The organism is Cysteiniphilum sp. (assembly GCF_057495195.1).
Genome location: NZ_JBXTEF010000018.1, coordinates 1 through 15,895, shown reverse-complemented (window position 1 = coordinate 15,895; position 15,895 = coordinate 1). Strand labels below are relative to the sequence as shown.

The 15,895-nt window shown below is 39.8% G+C and carries 15 protein-coding genes; 8 read left to right on the top strand and 7 right to left on the bottom strand.

Annotated elements, in window-relative coordinates; all coding sequences use genetic code 11:
• Nucleotides 1-128 precede the first annotated feature (128 nt).
• Nucleotides 129-971 carry a ribosome biogenesis GTPase YlqF gene (ylqF, locus tag ACY10D_RS01925; RefSeq protein WP_486999121.1) on the bottom strand — a complete coding sequence of 281 codons (843 nt, stop codon included), beginning with the start codon at nt 969-971 and terminating at the stop codon, nt 129-131.
• A 192-nt stretch (nt 972-1,163) separates the two neighbouring features.
• Between ylqF and gcvT the strand changes: the two genes are divergently transcribed.
• From gcvT to ACY10D_RS01900, 5 genes are all read left to right on the top strand, one after another.
• Nucleotides 1,164-2,270, top strand: coding sequence for a glycine cleavage system aminomethyltransferase GcvT (gcvT, locus tag ACY10D_RS01920; protein ID WP_486999120.1), 1,107 nt, complete (start codon nt 1,164-1,166; stop codon nt 2,268-2,270).
• A 39-nt stretch (nt 2,271-2,309) separates the two neighbouring features.
• Entirely contained in the window at nt 2,310-2,693 is a 384-nt protein-coding gene (gene gcvH, locus ACY10D_RS01915) for a glycine cleavage system protein GcvH (RefSeq protein ID WP_486999119.1), read from the top strand.
• Between the two features lie 268 nt (nt 2,694-2,961).
• On the top strand, nt 2,962-4,344 hold the full coding sequence (gene gcvPA / locus ACY10D_RS01910) for an aminomethyl-transferring glycine dehydrogenase subunit GcvPA (RefSeq protein ID WP_486999118.1): 1,383 nt from the start codon (nt 2,962-2,964) through the stop codon (nt 4,342-4,344).
• A 3-nt stretch (nt 4,345-4,347) separates the two neighbouring features.
• Entirely contained in the window at nt 4,348-5,802 is a 1,455-nt protein-coding gene (gcvPB, locus tag ACY10D_RS01905; protein WP_486999117.1) for an aminomethyl-transferring glycine dehydrogenase subunit GcvPB, read from the top strand.
• Between the two features lie 208 nt (nt 5,803-6,010).
• Nucleotides 6,011-6,325, top strand: a complete 315-nt coding sequence (locus ACY10D_RS01900) for a GIY-YIG nuclease family protein (RefSeq protein WP_486999116.1) — start codon at nt 6,011-6,013, stop codon at nt 6,323-6,325.
• Between the two features lie 66 nt (nt 6,326-6,391).
• Here the strand turns inward: ACY10D_RS01900 and ACY10D_RS01895 are convergent, their stop codons facing one another.
• The 4 genes from ACY10D_RS01895 to ubiD all read right to left on the bottom strand — a co-directional run bounded on the left by ACY10D_RS01895 (nt 6,392) and on the right by ubiD (nt 10,654).
• The gene (locus ACY10D_RS01895) at nt 6,392-7,408 is read right to left on the bottom strand and encodes a DUF475 domain-containing protein (protein ID WP_486999115.1); all 1,017 of its coding nucleotides are present in this window, start codon (nt 7,406-7,408) and stop codon (nt 6,392-6,394) included.
• 13 nt (nt 7,409-7,421) lie between these two features.
• Nucleotides 7,422-7,988 carry a UbiX family flavin prenyltransferase gene (locus ACY10D_RS01890; protein WP_486999114.1) on the bottom strand — a complete coding sequence of 189 codons (567 nt, stop codon included), beginning with the start codon at nt 7,986-7,988 and terminating at the stop codon, nt 7,422-7,424.
• A 316-nt stretch (nt 7,989-8,304) separates the two neighbouring features.
• On the bottom strand, nt 8,305-9,060 hold the full coding sequence (locus tag ACY10D_RS01885; protein WP_486999113.1) for a CDP-alcohol phosphatidyltransferase family protein: 756 nt from the start codon (nt 9,058-9,060) through the stop codon (nt 8,305-8,307).
• A gap of 106 nt (nt 9,061-9,166) precedes the next feature.
• Nucleotides 9,167-10,654 carry a 4-hydroxy-3-polyprenylbenzoate decarboxylase gene (ubiD, locus tag ACY10D_RS01880; protein ID WP_486999122.1) on the bottom strand — a complete coding sequence of 496 codons (1,488 nt, stop codon included), beginning with the start codon at nt 10,652-10,654 and terminating at the stop codon, nt 9,167-9,169.
• Between the two features lie 524 nt (nt 10,655-11,178).
• On the opposite strand from ubiD, the gene ACY10D_RS01875 reads away from it, so the two are divergent.
• Nucleotides 11,179-11,628, top strand: a complete 450-nt coding sequence (locus ACY10D_RS01875) for a Fur family transcriptional regulator (protein ID WP_486999112.1) — start codon at nt 11,179-11,181, stop codon at nt 11,626-11,628.
• Nucleotides 11,629-11,748: 120 nt separating this feature from the next.
• Here the strand turns inward: ACY10D_RS01875 and ACY10D_RS01870 are convergent, their stop codons facing one another.
• Together ACY10D_RS01870 and ACY10D_RS01865 are read right to left on the bottom strand one after the other, a co-directional pair.
• Nucleotides 11,749-12,816 carry a beta/alpha barrel domain-containing protein gene (locus tag ACY10D_RS01870; protein ID WP_486999111.1) on the bottom strand — a complete coding sequence of 356 codons (1,068 nt, stop codon included), beginning with the start codon at nt 12,814-12,816 and terminating at the stop codon, nt 11,749-11,751.
• A 63-nt stretch (nt 12,817-12,879) separates the two neighbouring features.
• Nucleotides 12,880-13,500, bottom strand: a complete 621-nt coding sequence (locus ACY10D_RS01865; RefSeq protein ID WP_486999110.1) for a YigZ family protein — start codon at nt 13,498-13,500, stop codon at nt 12,880-12,882.
• Nucleotides 13,501-13,655: 155 nt separating this feature from the next.
• Here ACY10D_RS01865 and ACY10D_RS01860 point away from each other — a divergent pair, with 155 nt between their 5' ends.
• Nucleotides 13,656-14,402, top strand: coding sequence for an ATP-dependent zinc protease family protein (locus ACY10D_RS01860; RefSeq protein WP_486999109.1), 747 nt, complete (start codon nt 13,656-13,658; stop codon nt 14,400-14,402).
• On the top strand, nt 14,399-15,856 hold the full coding sequence (locus ACY10D_RS01855; RefSeq protein WP_486999108.1) for a UUP1 family membrane protein: 1,458 nt from the start codon (nt 14,399-14,401) through the stop codon (nt 15,854-15,856). The genes ACY10D_RS01860 and ACY10D_RS01855 overlap by 4 nt, the downstream gene beginning before the upstream one ends.
• Nucleotides 15,857-15,895: the final 39 nt, after the last annotated feature.

The following is a 15,895-nucleotide window of genomic DNA, read 5'->3' as shown; positions in this document are numbered from 1 at the left end:
GTTGGCTAAGCATAAGTCAAAGCCGCTATGAGCGTGTGATTTTCCAAAGTGTACCCACTTCGACTGATGCTCAGTGCATCGCTTCAACTTATCAAGTTGGGAATACCGTTCGCATAATATGAACGACGTTAGCTATTGTCTTTAGTTTCTTCAGCCACCTGAAATTTCAAATAATTCTCAGGTGTTTCTAAGCTTATTTTACCTATTCTGCCTTGGCGAAAATCTTGGATAAGTTTCTCGGCAATATGATGCATATGCTGCTGCCCTAGTGTCTTACCAACTGCCATAAGCATTTTTTCTAAATCTTCTGAGTCTTCAGTAATTTTATAACGAGAACTTAATACCCCAGAGTAATCTTCTTTTAATAGTTGCAGCATAAAATAAGCGGTTGTTGGGTAATCCATGGCGGTATCACGAATCGAACCAATGGCAGCAAGCTTAAAGCCACACCCTTCATCCTTAGGGCTTGGAAACATAATTCCTGGTGTGTCATTCAGATAAAAATGTTTCTCAATTTCAATTTTTTGCTGCCTTTTAGTAACGGCAGGCTCATTGCCCGTTTGTGCGATTTTGCGCTTGGCAAGACTGTTAATAAGTGTTGATTTACCAACATTAGGAATACCAAAAATAACTGCGCGTATTGGCTTTAAAAGCGTACCGCGATTGGGTAGCTGTTTTTTACATAATTGAATGATTTTCTGTGCGCTTTTTTTATCGCGTGCAATATCCAAGGCAATTGCCTTACCATTATAAAATTGAAGCCATTGTTTGGTGACTTTGGGATCAGCAAGATCAGATTTAGAGAGAATCTTAATAATCGGTTTGCTTTTGGCTGCTTCATGCAATACCGGATTAGCACTTGCCTCAGGCGCGCGCGCGTCAACAACTTCAATTGCAATATCAATTTGTGGCATAAGCTTCATCAGCTCTTTAGTTGCCTTGTGCATATGCCCTGGAAACCAGTGAATCATCGTAAAGTAAAATATATTTATAGTAAATTGATGGCTACCTTAGCGTATTTACCCAGTGAAGTAAACAATATGAAGAAACGGGTGAGGGAGATTTAAATTCTGTAAATTTCTGCCAATTAGCGATTTATTCACTATTTTCTTTTAGCTATAATGAGCCCTCAACATACGAGGATTAAGCCACGCGAGGTTATCATGGGATTAAGAACACCTTTATATGAAAAGCATTTACAACACAATGCACGAATGGTTGACTTTGCTAGCTGGGAGATGCCTATTCAATATCAAGGCGTGATTGAAGAGCATCATGCAGTACGAAAAAGTGCCGGCATGTTTGATGTTAGTCACATGTTAACGGTTGATATTATTGGCAAGGACGCAAAGCACTTTATTCGATTTTTATTAGCCAATGATATTAATAAAATACCAGAAGGTAAGGCATTGTATTCTTGCATGCTCAATGAAGAAGCGGGGATTGTTGATGATCTTATCGCGTATCATTTTAGTGATGACTTTATTCGTTTGGTGATTAATGCGGGTAATCGTACAACAGATGTTCAGTGGATGAATAAACATAAAAGTAACTTTGATGTAAAGATTAATGTGCGCGATGATTTGGCAATTATTGCCGTGCAAGGGCCCGAGGCGCGTCAAAAAGCTGATGTTGCATTAGCAAACTTAGCTACAGAAGAGGTGAAAAACCTAAAACCATTTACCATGCATAAAAATGGTGAGTGGATGATTGCGCGCACTGGTTATACCGGTGAAGATGGCTATGAAATCTCACTGCCTGCAGATGAGGTAGCTGTATTTTGGGATAAGTTGATTGAAGAGGATGTTACTCCTTGTGGTTTAGCTTCACGCGATACGTTGCGCTTAGAAGCTGGGATGAATCTTTACTCCCAAGATATGGATCAAACGACAACACCAATTGAGTCAGCGTTAATGTGGACAGTATCATTAACTGATGATCGAGACTTTGTCGGTAAAGAGGCGTTATTAAATAAAAAACCTGCAATTGATAGCAAGCTTGTCGGTTTAGTGCTTTTGGATCGCGGTGTACTGCGTCATGGTCAAAAAGTTGTGATTAAAGGAAGTAGTAAAACAGGGGTTATCACCAGTGGTACTTTCTCACCAACGCTATCTGAAAGTATAGCGCTTGCCCGTATTCCTAAAGATGCTGAGAATGTGTTTGTTGAAATCCGCAATAAACAAGTACCGGCTAAAATCGTGCAGTTTCCTTTTGTACGCAAAGGCGAAAAAGTATATAAAGAATGCCAAAAGGCAGTGACTGAAAATTAATATCTTAATGAATGACATATAAAACCTAAGGAGAAAAAAATGGCAGAAATAAGAGAAGAATGTCGCTACAGCAAGTCACATGAGTGGGTGCGTGTTGAGGGTGATATTGCCGTTTGTGGGATTGATGACTTTGCGCAATCAAGTGCGGGTGAGCTTGTGTTTATTGAGTTGCCTGAGTTAGATGATGAAGTAAAAGCCGGCGACGATGTTTGTGTTGTTGAATCAGTTAAAGCTGCATCGGATGTTTATGCACCAGTATCAGGGACAATTGTTGAAGTCAATGAGGCACTGGTTGACTCACCATCAATGGTTAATGAGGGGTGCTATGATGAGGGTTGGTTATTCAAAATTAAAATGGATGACCCAACCGAGTTAGATGATTTATTATCTGCAGAAGAATATGCAGATGAGCTTGATGCTTAAGTTTGGCATATAAAGAGACGCCCGATGAGCTGTGATGACATCGGGCGTTTTTGTTTGTAATGATAAAATACGATGATAACTTTTTAAGTGTAAGTAGGGGCGTATTGAATACGCCCTTGTAAGTAAGATAATACATAGTAACAATGAAAAAATAAGTTGAACTTTGATTACCCCTCACCCGTGCAGCTTAATGCTGCACGACCTCTCCCACAAGGGGCGAGGTGATAAGTAGTACAACTTATTTTTTATCATGATATAAGGAGCCTATATGCCTTTTGTACCGCATACCGAGCGTGACATTGATATGATGCTTTATACGATTGGAGCAAAAAAAGTTGAAGACTTGTTTGATGAGATTCCCCAGTCGATCAAAAGTAAAAGCCATTTAAATTTGGCAGATGGTTTAAATGAATGCCAAATGCATCGCTTGTTTAATGACAAGTGTGCTAAAAATATTCCACAAACCAACTTTATTGGTGCGGGTGCTTATCAGCATTACACGCCAGCAATTGTCACGGATGTGATTAGTCGTGGTGAGTTTTATACTTCATATACCCCATATCAGGCAGAGGCCTCACAAGGGACATTGCAAGTGATCTATGAATATCAAACAATGATTGCTTCATTAACAGGGATGGATATCTCTAATGCCTCGATGTATGATGGCGCCACAGCATTAGCTGAAAGCGTATTGATGGCAGTGCGTGCCAATAAGAAAATCAAAAGTAAGAAAGTGCTTATCACGGATGCAATTTTTCCGCAGTATGTTGATGTCATTAAGTCAATGACACATGCTCAAGGGGTTGAGCTTGAGTTTTTAACGCCAAATCCAAGTGTTGGTAAAACTGAAATTGATGATTTACCTGAGATTGAAGTGGGTGATTATGCTGCTGTTATCGTGCCACAGGTTAACTTCTATGGTCAGATTACTAAATTTGATGCAATAACTGATTGGGCGCATGAGTCTTCTGTCATGGTTATCGGTCTTGTCAATCCAATGACGTTAGGCTTGTTAAAGGCACCTGGCTATTGGGGTGAAGAGGAAGATGGTGCCGATATTGCTTGTGGCGATGGTCAAAGTTTAGGTTTACCTTTAAGTGGGGGTGGTCCGTACTTTGGTTTTATTACTACAAAGGAAGAGCTATCTCGCCAAATGCCAGGTCGTATTGTTGGGCGCACGGTCGATGTTGATGGTAAAGAGGCTTTTTGTTTGACACTTCAAGCACGTGAGCAGCATATCAGACGTGCTAAGGCAACATCAAATATTTGCTCAAATCAAGGCTTACTTGTAACAGCGGCAACAGTTTATATGACACTGATGGGGGCTGTTGGCTTAAAAGAAGTGGCATTACAATCGCATCAAAATACGCATCGATTGATAGAGAAGCTATCAAAGATACCAGGTGTTAAAGTCCGCTCTACGCATAACTATATGTATGAAATGGTTGTGGACTTGCCGATTTCAGCCAAAGAAGCTAAGGCGCTTGCGACTAAAGAGCAAGTTCAATTAGGTTATGATCTTGGGCAATTTGATGCTCAACAGGTTAATAGTTTATTGGTATGTGTCACTGAAGTGCACAATGAGACGGACCTAAATCGCTATGTCGATGTGTTAACAAAAGTTCTAGCAACCTGTGCAGCAGAGGTATAATCAATGACAGTTAGTTTTGAAAAATCAGCAGAAAACCGTAGAGCAAATTCACAAAAATGGGCAGTGTCAGATACTATCCATTTTGATCAAAAGCATTTGCGCGATGATAAGCCCTTATTACCAGAATTAGGTGAGCTTGAAGTCTTACGTCATTTCACCAAGTTATCGCAAAAGAATTTCTCAATTGATACGCAGTTTTATCCATTGGGTTCATGCACGATGAAATACAACCCACGTATTGCCTTGAAGTGTGCCTTTAATCCATCGGTATTAAATATTCATCCTTATCAAGATGAGTTGACACAGCAGGGTTTGTTGGAGATGCTCTATGAGTTGCAAGAAATCTTAAGTGAAGTCACTGGTATGGATGCTGTGTCACTTGTGCCTTGTGCCGGTGCTCAAGGTGAGTTTGCCGGTGTACAGATGATCAGAGCGTATCATATTGCTAATAATGAAGCGCATCGCAATGAAATCATTGTGCCAGATGCCGCGCATGGCACAAACCCTGCAACAGCGGTGATGGCAGGATGCAAAGTTATCGAAATTCCAACATCACTAAAAACAGGTGATATTGATATTGAGGCTTTAAAGAAAGTCCTAGGACCTAATACGGCAGGGATTATGCTAACCAACCCATCAACGATGGGCGTATTTGAACGTGATATCGAGCAGGTGGCTAAGCTTGTGCATGAGGCAGGCGGGCTTTTGTATTATGATGGCGCGAATCTAAATGCGATTATGGGTAAAGCCAAACCAGGCAAAATGGGCTTTGATGTAATGCATATGAATGTTCATAAAACCTTTGCAACACCGCATGGTGGTGGTGGACCAGGAGGTGGTCCTATTGCCGTGAATAAACGCTTATTACCTTATTTACCAGTGCCAACCATTGTTAAAGAGGGTGATATCTATCGCATCAAAGGTAAAGAGGCCATTCCGCAAACCATTGGTGCGATGCATGCCTTTATGGGGAATGTTGGCGTATTAATCCGTGCTTATGTTTACCTTAAAACATTGGGTGGAAATGGTTTAACCAAAGCTTCAGAAATTGCTACGTTAAATGCCAACTATATGATGGCACGTTTGAAGTTGGCAGGCTTTACTATTGCATTACCTGATCGTCGTGCGTCACATGAGTTTATTGTCTCATTAGCACCTGAGAAAAAAGCCTATGGTGTTAATGCCAATGATTTTGCTAAGCAGCTTTTGGATCATGATATGCATGCGCCAACGATGTATTTCCCATTGTTAGTGCCTGAGTGTTTGTTGATTGAGCCAACTGAAACAGAAACGCGCGAGCAAATGGATCAGTTTGTTAATGCGATGATTGAAATTCGTGAGCTAGCACGAACAAATCCTGAGAAAATGAAAGCAGCGCCATTAACGCAACCAGTAAAACGTGTTGATGATGTTAAAGCCGTACGCGAGCTTGATGTCGTCTTTGGGCAGTGCTGCTAACAAAGTAGTATACTTGGCTTCGACTTACGCTCAGCCAACGGGGTGAGCTCTTAGTCGAGTTTTATGCTGCGCTGTTAGTGAAGTAGCGTATTTGACTTTGACTTACGCTCAGCCAGCGGGGTTAAGTCTTGGTGGGGTTTTATGCAGCACTGTTAATGAAGCAGTATGCTTGGTTTCGACTGGCGCTCAGCTAACGAGGATTAAGCTTATGCAAGCATTTGTTTATATACTTGAATGTAGTGATGGAAGTTATTACACAGGGAGCACTAAGAATGTCGAGCTTAGACTGTGGGAGCATCAAAATGGCCAAGGAGCAAATCATACACGTAAGCGTTTGCCAGTAAAGTTAGTATTTGTTGAACAATTTGATCGAATTGATGAGGCTTATGCCCGAGAAAAGCAAATTCAAGGCTGGAGTCGAAAGAAAAAACAAGCCTTGATTCAAGGTGATTATAATCAGTTACATATATTATCGATTTGTCGAAATTCTAATAAGAGCAAAAATTTACCAGAAGATCATTGATAGGGGGCTCCACCTTTCACATCATATGACCACGCTGCCTGAGCGTAAGTCGAAGGCAAGTAAGAGTTATGTTGAACGTTTGTTTGCAATATTTGAATGAACAAATGCCACGATAATTAAACCAATACCAACAGTTCCTGTTAACCATTCTGGTACATGAGTGTAGATCTTGATAAACATCACAACCGCTAAAAATCCAATGGCGTAATGTGCACCATGCTCAAGGTAGCGAAATTTTGTTAAGGTTTGATGCTCAACAAAGAAAATGGTGAGTGAGCGCACATACATTGCACCAATACCCAAACCAATCATGATAATGAAAATATTCGTTGAAATGGCAAAGGCGCCAATCACACCATCAAAACTAAAAGACGCATCTAATACTTCAAGATATAAAAAGCCCATAAAACCGTTTTGCATAACCTTGCCCGTCATGTTGCTACCAAAGGCATGATTTAAAATACCTAATGCTTCATGCACCATTAAGCCCATTAAAAAAGCAAGCGCTAGTGTGCCTCCTTGATTGGTATCTGCATTATAGATAACGATAAAGCCAATAATTAATGCGAAGATAATATAGCCACCTGGATAGTGACGAATTAGGCTAATGAATCTATTTTCTTCAATTGCAGGGATCCAGTGAAGATCATGTTTCTCAGCAACGAAAAACTTTAAAAATACCATGATCAGAAAGCCGCCACCAAATGCGCAAATCGTAGGGAAGCCAAGCTCTAAGGCATGTTGGTAAGCCGCAGGATCATTAGTGGCAAGCTTAAAGACATCAAGGAAAGATAAGCTTGTTGTCACACTAACCAAGAGGATAGGAAATATTAGGCGCATACCAAATACAGCAATTGGCAAACCAATCCAGATAAATATCTTTTGCCATTTTTTAGGCATTTTTGCCAATACTTTGGCATTAACGACGGCATTATCAAAACTCAATGAAATCTCCAAAAGAGATAATACCAAAATCAAATAAAGCGCATAGAGTTTGTGGGTTGGCTCAAGCATGATGGCAGCAATGATACCAATGATCGTAATGAAAAAAGCACTGTAAAAATATTTAAGGTTTTGATGCATGTTTTTTATCCTTTTATCCTTGCCATTGTTTCATTTGTGGTAAATTTAGCCCAAAAACATCGAGTGTACGATAAACAAAGTCATCAATGATGTCATCAAGCGTTTGCGGTTTATGATAAAAAGCAGGTACAGGCGGCATGATAATCGCACCTGCTAATGTTGCTTTTTGCATATTTTCAATGTGTATTAAGCTAAAGGGGGTTTCTCTTAAGCAGATGATAAGTTTACGTCGCTCTTTGAGCACGACATCTGCAGCACGTGCGATTAACGAATCACCTATGCCATTAGCGATTTCAGCCAAGGTTTTGGTCGATGAGGGAATGATGATCATACCATCGGTTGGGTAGGAACCACTGGCAATTTTAGCGCCAATATCCGCATTGGCATAATAGCTATGCGCTAAGGATTTGATCTCTTGTGAGCGATATTCTGTTTCGTATTCACGCGTCATTTCAGCGGGCTTTGATATGATTAAATGTGTTTCAATGCCTTGCAATTTTAGAACTTTGAGCATTCTGACAGCATATTCAATGCCAGTGGCACCGGATAACGCAATAATAATTCGATTATGTTTAAGCATGTGCTTGAGTAATAAAGTGATATTTTAAATTGGTTGGGAGTATATACCCACCGAAAACCATTTTACAGTATTTCTACCATTGAATTTTTTGCGATTTTGAGCGATTGGATTTTGCCAATAGCGAATGCGTTAAGAAATAATGAATAGTTTCATTGTTTTAGCAAATGAGCGCCCAAAGACTCTGTCAAGGCTAGCTATTATCTACAATCCAATCGCTCAAGATCATTAAACACTTCTGCAGCATTAAACATTGCGAAATGATTTATGATGGGTATATATGACAGGTGCGATACTTTATACATCCGATTATTTACAGCTAGTTTAAAGGCTTTAACGTGCGATAAAGGCTAAATAGAAAATAGACTAAAATATAACTGACAATCGTCCAAGTCAAAAGGGCGTTGGCTACTGGCCAGATAAGCGCTGAAGCAATCGTTGCTGCACCCCATATCAATGTGTAAATAAACATCAATGAAATAACTGACTTACGTTTGCTTAGGTAATTCATACGTGATGGGTAAATGTATTTAATCGGCACAAAGGTCAAAATCGTTAGAGCAACAATAATTACAAGGTTAGTGATTCCTGAGAACTGGAAATAAATCAGATAATAAATTGCTAGATTCCAATAGCTTGGAAACCCTTTAAAGAAATGGTCTTTGGTTTTGGCATCAAGTTGACAAAACTGATAGCACGAAGCGAGCATGATCAAGATAAGTGCGAGTGTTTTAAAGCCATCAGGTACGACATCGGTAATATAAACCCATACAGCAGGGATAACCGCATAATTGGTGAAATCAATAATATTATCCAATAGGCCGCCATCTAAAGGGGCTAGTTTTTTGATATCAACGCGTCGCGCTAATGTGCCATCGGCGGCATCGATTAAAATCGCAATGACAACATATAAAAAAGAAAGCTTTAGATAATGGATATAATCAAGATGGTTTCCTAATAGTTTAGCCGCATAAGCTTGTGCTGAGCTGGTTAGTGCCAGTACCGAGAAAACAGCGCCACTAGCGGTAAATAAATGTACGAACCATGCGTAAATACGTTGAAAAAAAATAGGCATAGACTTTTAAAGTAAACTCAAAGTCCGCATAGGGTAGCAAAAAAACCTTAAGATAGAAAGTTGTAAAAAATTATTCTACCTCAAAGCATAGAGGGCTTTGGGCTGCTTAGGCTTTTGAGTCATTATCAATCCCTAAATTCGCCCAGATCGCATCAACCTTATCAATAATATCTTGGCGCATGGTGATCACCTCACCCCATTCGCGTGTTGTTTCACCAAGGAGTTTATTGGTGGCATCTAATCCCATTTTCGAGCCTAGACTAGCAACAGGTGAGGCAAAATCCAAATAATCAATCGGTGTATTATCGATCAAGGTGGTGTCTCTTGTGGGATCCATACGTGTGGTAATTGCCCAGATTACATCTTCCCACGAGCGCGTATTGATATCATCATCAACAATAATCACAAATTTGGTATACATGAATTGACGTAAGAATGACCAAACCCCCATCATCACGCGCTTGGCGTGTCCTGGGTATTGCTTTTTGATACTAACGACTGCCAAGCGATAGGAGCAACCTTCAGGTGGCAAATAAAAATCAACAATTTCAGGAAATTGCTTTTGAATGATCGGCACGAATATCTCATTAAAGGCAACACCTAAAATAGCCGGTTCATCTGGTGGGCGTCCGGTGTATGTGCTGTGATAAATCGGGTTTTTGCGATGAGTGATTTTCTCAACAGTGAATACAGGAAATTTTTCAACCTCATTATAATAACCGGTATGATCTCCAAAGGGACCTTCTTCAGCGACATCATTAGGATATATAAAGCCCTCTAAAATGATCTCAGCATGCGCTGGCACCATCATATCGTCACCATGGAGTATCGAAGGGGTGAGCTCGGTTTTGCTACCACGCAATAATCCGGCAAAAGCATATTCAGAGAGCGTATCAGGAATAGGTGTCACCGCACCTAAAGTAGTCGCAGGATCTGCACCCAGTGCCACGCATACCGGAAAAGGCTTCTCAGGATTGGCTTTGCACCAAGCTTGGTAATCAAGCGCACCACCGCGGTGATGAAGCCAGCGCATAATAAGGCGATTCTTGCCAATGACTTGTTGGCGATAAATACCTAGGTTTAAACGCTCTTTGCGAATGCTATTAGTGATGGTTAAACCCCATGTTACAAGTGGGGCAATATCCCCAGGCCAGGAGGTTTGTATGGGCATTTGATAAAAATCAATCTCTTCTTTATTGATTGTCACCTCTCGACACGGCGCATTCTTAATAACCTTCGGTGACATCTTTAAAACTTGCTTTAATATCGGCATTTTATCCCAAGCATCTTTAAGACCTTTTGGTGGCTCAGGTTCTTTTAAATAAGCCAAAAGCTTACCAATTTCACGCAGTTGACTAACATCGTCCGCACCAAGTGCCAATGCAATGCGTTTTTCAGTGCCAAATAAGTTGGTTAACACCGGTATGTCATGATTTTTGGGGTTTTCAAATAAAAGCGCGGGTCCCTTTTGGTGAAGTACACGTGATGAGATCTCAGTCATCTCCAGAAAGGGCGATACTTCTTGTTTGATGCGTTTTAGCTCACCCATTTCCTCTAAGTGATCTAAGAATTCGCGTAAGTCTTTGTAGTTCAGCATAAATGCCTTATCAATTTATCTAAAGATGGCACTTATGGTAATGATTCACGATGCAAAAAAGCAAGTATGATACTTTGATTTCTCAAAAGTGCAAAGTATTAACCGTTTCCTGAGTATAGTCGAAGGGTTGTAGTTAAGATCGAATGCATTATGATTTCGACTGACGCTCAGTCAACGTGAAATAACCTCTCCCCTTGTGGGAGAAGTCATGCCGCATAAGCTGCACGGGTGAGGGGAAAATGCTTAAAGCAACTGTTTTTGTTTGGTAATATATACCGCCCACAAACCATTTCACAGCATTTCTACCATTGAATTTTACGCCCTTTTGAGCGATTCTATTTTGACAATAGTCCTAGCTGTTGCCTGCAATATAATCACCCAAAAGCATCAAAAACTTCTTCGGCACTGAACACTGCAAAATGATTTACGAGCGGTATAGATAAACAACTACAAATTTTACGTGAGTGACTCCTTCATTTATCGAAATGATCAGGTTAGAATGTCGAGCATTGACGAATTTAATGAGTTCTTATACACAAATGTCATTAGGAAAAGAAGATTTAAAACAGGCGGGGTTAAAAATCACGCAGCAACGACTGAAAATATTACGTATTTTTGAAGAATCAGAACAGCGTCACTTGTCTGCGGATGACGTTTATCGAATTGTTAAAGAAAAAGAAGAAGATATCGGTATTGCAACGGTGTATCGCGTCTTGGCACAGTTTGAATCTGCCGGATTGTTGCAGCGCTTAAACCTAGGGCGTGAGCAGGCAGTGTATGAGCTTGATTCAGATGATCACCATGATCATATGATCTGTGTTAAATGCCACAAGGTCGAAGAGTTTGTTGATCATGTGATTGAAGCAAGGCAAATCAAAGCAGTGGAAGAGCTAGGCGGCAATCTTGTTGAGCATAGCTCCGTGCTCTATATCGAATGCAAGGATTGTTTGAATAAGAAAAAGAAAAAATAAAGAAGAATGGCTATGACCATAGTGCGGCCCATCTTGATTGTGTAAGCGTTAGCTGAGCGTTTGTGGGTGGATATTTAGTCTTAGTCAGAAGAATAAAGAAAAAAGCGCGTGAGTTAGCGACTATTTTGTTGTCTGCAACTTCTGCCAATCATGCGCTAATAATGGATTCCACATGGCACCCGTTGCACTCATAGCAATATCAGCACCTGCATTTAGATAGTCATCAATATCTTCAGGGCAAACAATGCCGCCCACACCACAAAGTACAAAATCAAAGTGATTTTCTTTGCGTATCTTATGAATGCGCTTGGTCATTTCAAGCGATAGGTCTTTAATAATGCTGCCGCAAATGCCACTGTTTAAACGTCCCTCACCAGGAAGTGCTTGAGTATTATCTTTGTTTCTTGCTTGCATTGAAATGGTATTAATTGCGGCAATACCATCAACAAAAGGCGCATTGGCTTTGATGATGTCATATGCTTTGGCTTCTTCTTTGATATAGCCCATTTTAATCATCAGCGGCACATCCTTGATTGCTTTTTTTACCGCTTTTGAAATGGTGCTTGAAAGCTCAGCATCTTGATAAATACTGCCTTCTTTAGAAACAACATTAGGGCATGAGTAATTAAGCTCAATGGCTTTAGCTCCCGCTTCAACAGCCCTTTGTGCGCAAAGAACAAAATCATCGATAAAATTGCGCTCTGGTTGAGGTGTGCCAACGCATGAGACGATCATCAGCTGATTAGGTGTCATAAATGTATTGGCTTTGGCAATATCTTCTTGCCAGATTGCAATTGACTTACTTGGAATACCAAAAGAGTTAGTAATGGCAATCTCATGCGGTGTTTGTGGTGCTTGATCAAATGGGTAAATGCTTTGACCGATATCATCAATGGTTAATTGCTTATGACTATCAACCATTAAACAGTTAGGTGCTGGATGCACTTTACGCTCAATGGTGCGCACGGTTTTATACACCGGCAGATCAAAGCCTAATTCAGCATATAGCTTAATATATTCGGCATTGATTAAAGGACCCGCTGGCACGCCAACGGGTGAGTTTATCTGATATCCCCATAAGTTAATCGGTTTTAATAAAATGCGTTTGGGGATGGTAAAATCACACATGGGTCCATTGTTGTAATTCTCATCATAAGACTTATGAATATCGTAAGTTGGATGTAACATAGCTGCTTCAAACTCAATTGATTTGTCACATGGTAGAGAAAAAATGAGTAAATGCAAAGCGATTTATCGATGAATAATCACTCGCCCTTGTGTCATTTCTAGTAGTGCTTGATAAGTGGTGTCCCAATGAGTTAATGCAATATCGAAGTGCAAGGTAATGTCATTGCCAAAGATCGAATCAATCGCTGTTAATTTAAGTGTATGCAGCACTTGCTCAATTAATGCGGTATCTCTGTATTGATAGGTCAGTGACAGTCTTTTGGTTGGTGTGAAGCTCACAAGCTGACTATTTTTAATGACTTCACTGGCTGCTTGACCATAAGCGCGTACTAAGCCGCCCACGCCAAGCTTGGTGCCGCCAAAAATTCTCGTCACAACGATGGCGGCATTGATGAGTTTATTACCTTGAAGGTGATTAAGAATTGGCTTGCCAGCGGAACCTGACGGCTCGCCATCATCATTAAAACGAATCTGCTGATTGTCAAAGAGATGATAAGCCCAACAGTGATGATTGGCGTTGGTATATTCTTTGGTAAGTTGCTGCAGGAAATTGTGAAGCTCAGAAGGCTCTTTTAAAGGTAATAGATGAGCAATAAATCGAGACTTTTTAATCGGCTCAATCTCATGCTGTGAAATGCATTCAACGCTGTAATAATTTGTCGTCATAATCGATATTGTTGCCATTCTTAAGGTTCAATTAATACAAATATGGTGTTATTGGGCGCTTTATAATTAGGCTTTATAGTTAATAGCATATCCATTGGCATAATAACAAGTTTATAACTATACTACAGAGCAATTTACTGCCTAAAGGTAAATAAAACTTTAAAGGGAAACAAATGAAGGCAAATAAGATCATCAAACACTTAGCTTTATCAACCATATTAATGACGAGTACAGCGATGGCAAATATAAAAACAGGTTATGGTTATGTTGAAAATGTGTATATTTTACCAAGCAAAACACTCTTAGATGCGAAGCTAGATACGGGGGCTGGGGTTTCATCGATTTCAGCCACCAATATTCATATCTATGAAAAAGATGGTAAGAAGCATGTACGCTTTGATGTCACACATGAGGCGATAGAACAGCAGGGTAAGCGCAATAAAGATAAGGTTGAAAAGGTAGCATATGATTTGCCGTTAAAGCGTGAGATGAAGATTAAAAACCGTGCCGGTGAAGATACAAAAGATCAATATGATGAACGGCCTGTGGTTGAAATGCCAGTTTGTTTTGATGGCAAAATCTATACGATTGAGGTTAATTTAACCGATAGAACGCATTTTGATTACCCTGTACTTTTAGGGCGTAAAGCATTAATCCAATTGGGTTCTGTGATCGATCCGGCACAAAAATTCACGATGGATGGCAGTGCCTGTGAAGCGCTATTTGCTAAGATGGCAAAAGAGCAAGAGGAGAAAGAAGCAAAAGAAGCAAAAGAAGCAAAAGAAGCAACAATAAGTAGTGATCAAAAAAAGGATGTAACGGAAGTTTCTGATAACAAGTCAAAGAAACTACAGAAAGCGAATAAAATTAGTGATAAAGCGTCAAATAGTAGCAATGCAAATGATATGGATAAGCAATGAGCAAGGTTAATAAACAATTTTTTACATTACTAATCATTTTGTTGGTGGCAGGTATTGGTTTTAGCCTTTATCAGCACTTTAAACTCGGACTTTCATGGTGGCCAAATGGTGAAAATATGACGTGGAAGTTTAATGCAGAGTTGCAGATTGCGCCAGATACGACGGATTCATCACTTAAGGTGAATTTGTTGGTGCCAAATTTGGTTAAGGCGGATGTTCTAGCTGAAAGCATTAATGCAGCAGGTTTTGGTAAGATTGTGTTGCGTTCAGAGGATAAAAATAACCGTATGGCAGTGCTCTCTAAGAGTGAGGTGAATCATAAGCAAACAGTGATTTATGATGTGACGGTAGCGAGTAATGCGCAAAGTGTAGCAAACACTATTCCCGACCTTGAAAAAGAGAAAAAGAAAATAAAAGATATTTTAGAACCTAAAAAGTTATTAACGTTGTTAACTACGGCAAAAGGGATTGCGGAAAAATCTGCAGATTCAGCAACCTTGATTGCACAAGCCATCAATTTTATCAATGATGATGGTAATCTATATTTCTGGCAAGAGATGACCAACGGTAAACCAACAGCAAAAGCACGAGCAAGATTACTTAACTATTTGTTAACAGAGCTTAATTTACCAAATCTAATTATCCATGTGGTTCCTTATGAGTATGAAGGGAAATTAAATCTTAGAAATTTGCCAGCGTGGATTAAGGTTTATTACGGTAAAGATTGGCACACATATGATGTCAGCACGGGTGAGTATATTGATAATCCTAATACCAAAGCGATGACATGGTGGAGTGGCAATGGCGATTTTGTCAATGTCCAAGGCGGGACAGTTAAGCTTGTATCTTTTACCGCAGCACAACAAAGCATCCCGATGGAGCGTTATCTAGATCTTAAAAACGACACGGTAAAACAAAATATTTATGAGTTTTCGTTACTTAATTTGCCTGCGCAAACACAAGAAATTTATAAAATCATCTTGATGGTGCCTTTTGGTGTGCTGATTATTTTAATTTTGCGGATTATTATTGGTGTGCCAACATTGGGTACATTTATGCCGGTATTGATTGCCTTAGCATTTAAAGATACCAGCCTTGTATGGGGGATTATCTTATTTTCATTGGTGGTGATTTTAGGATTGAGCTTTAGAGCTTATTTTGAAAAATTGCAATTATTAGTCGTGCCACGGCTTGGGATGCTTCTGTGTGTTGTTGTGCTGATTATGGCGCTTATTAGTATTTCAATGCATAAAATGGAACTATCACAAGGTTTATCGATCACCTTATTCCCAATGGTTATTTTAACCATGTCGATAGAGCGTTTATCGATCGTTTGGGAAGAGCGTGGTGGTACTGAAGCAATTAAAATTGCCATTGGTAGTCTATTTGCTGCAACGATCTGTTATATCTTTATATTTAATGCGAATCAAGGGTTGAATAATAATCAAAAATAAAGTTTACGAGTTGCCAATCCATAATTTATTGTGTTAATG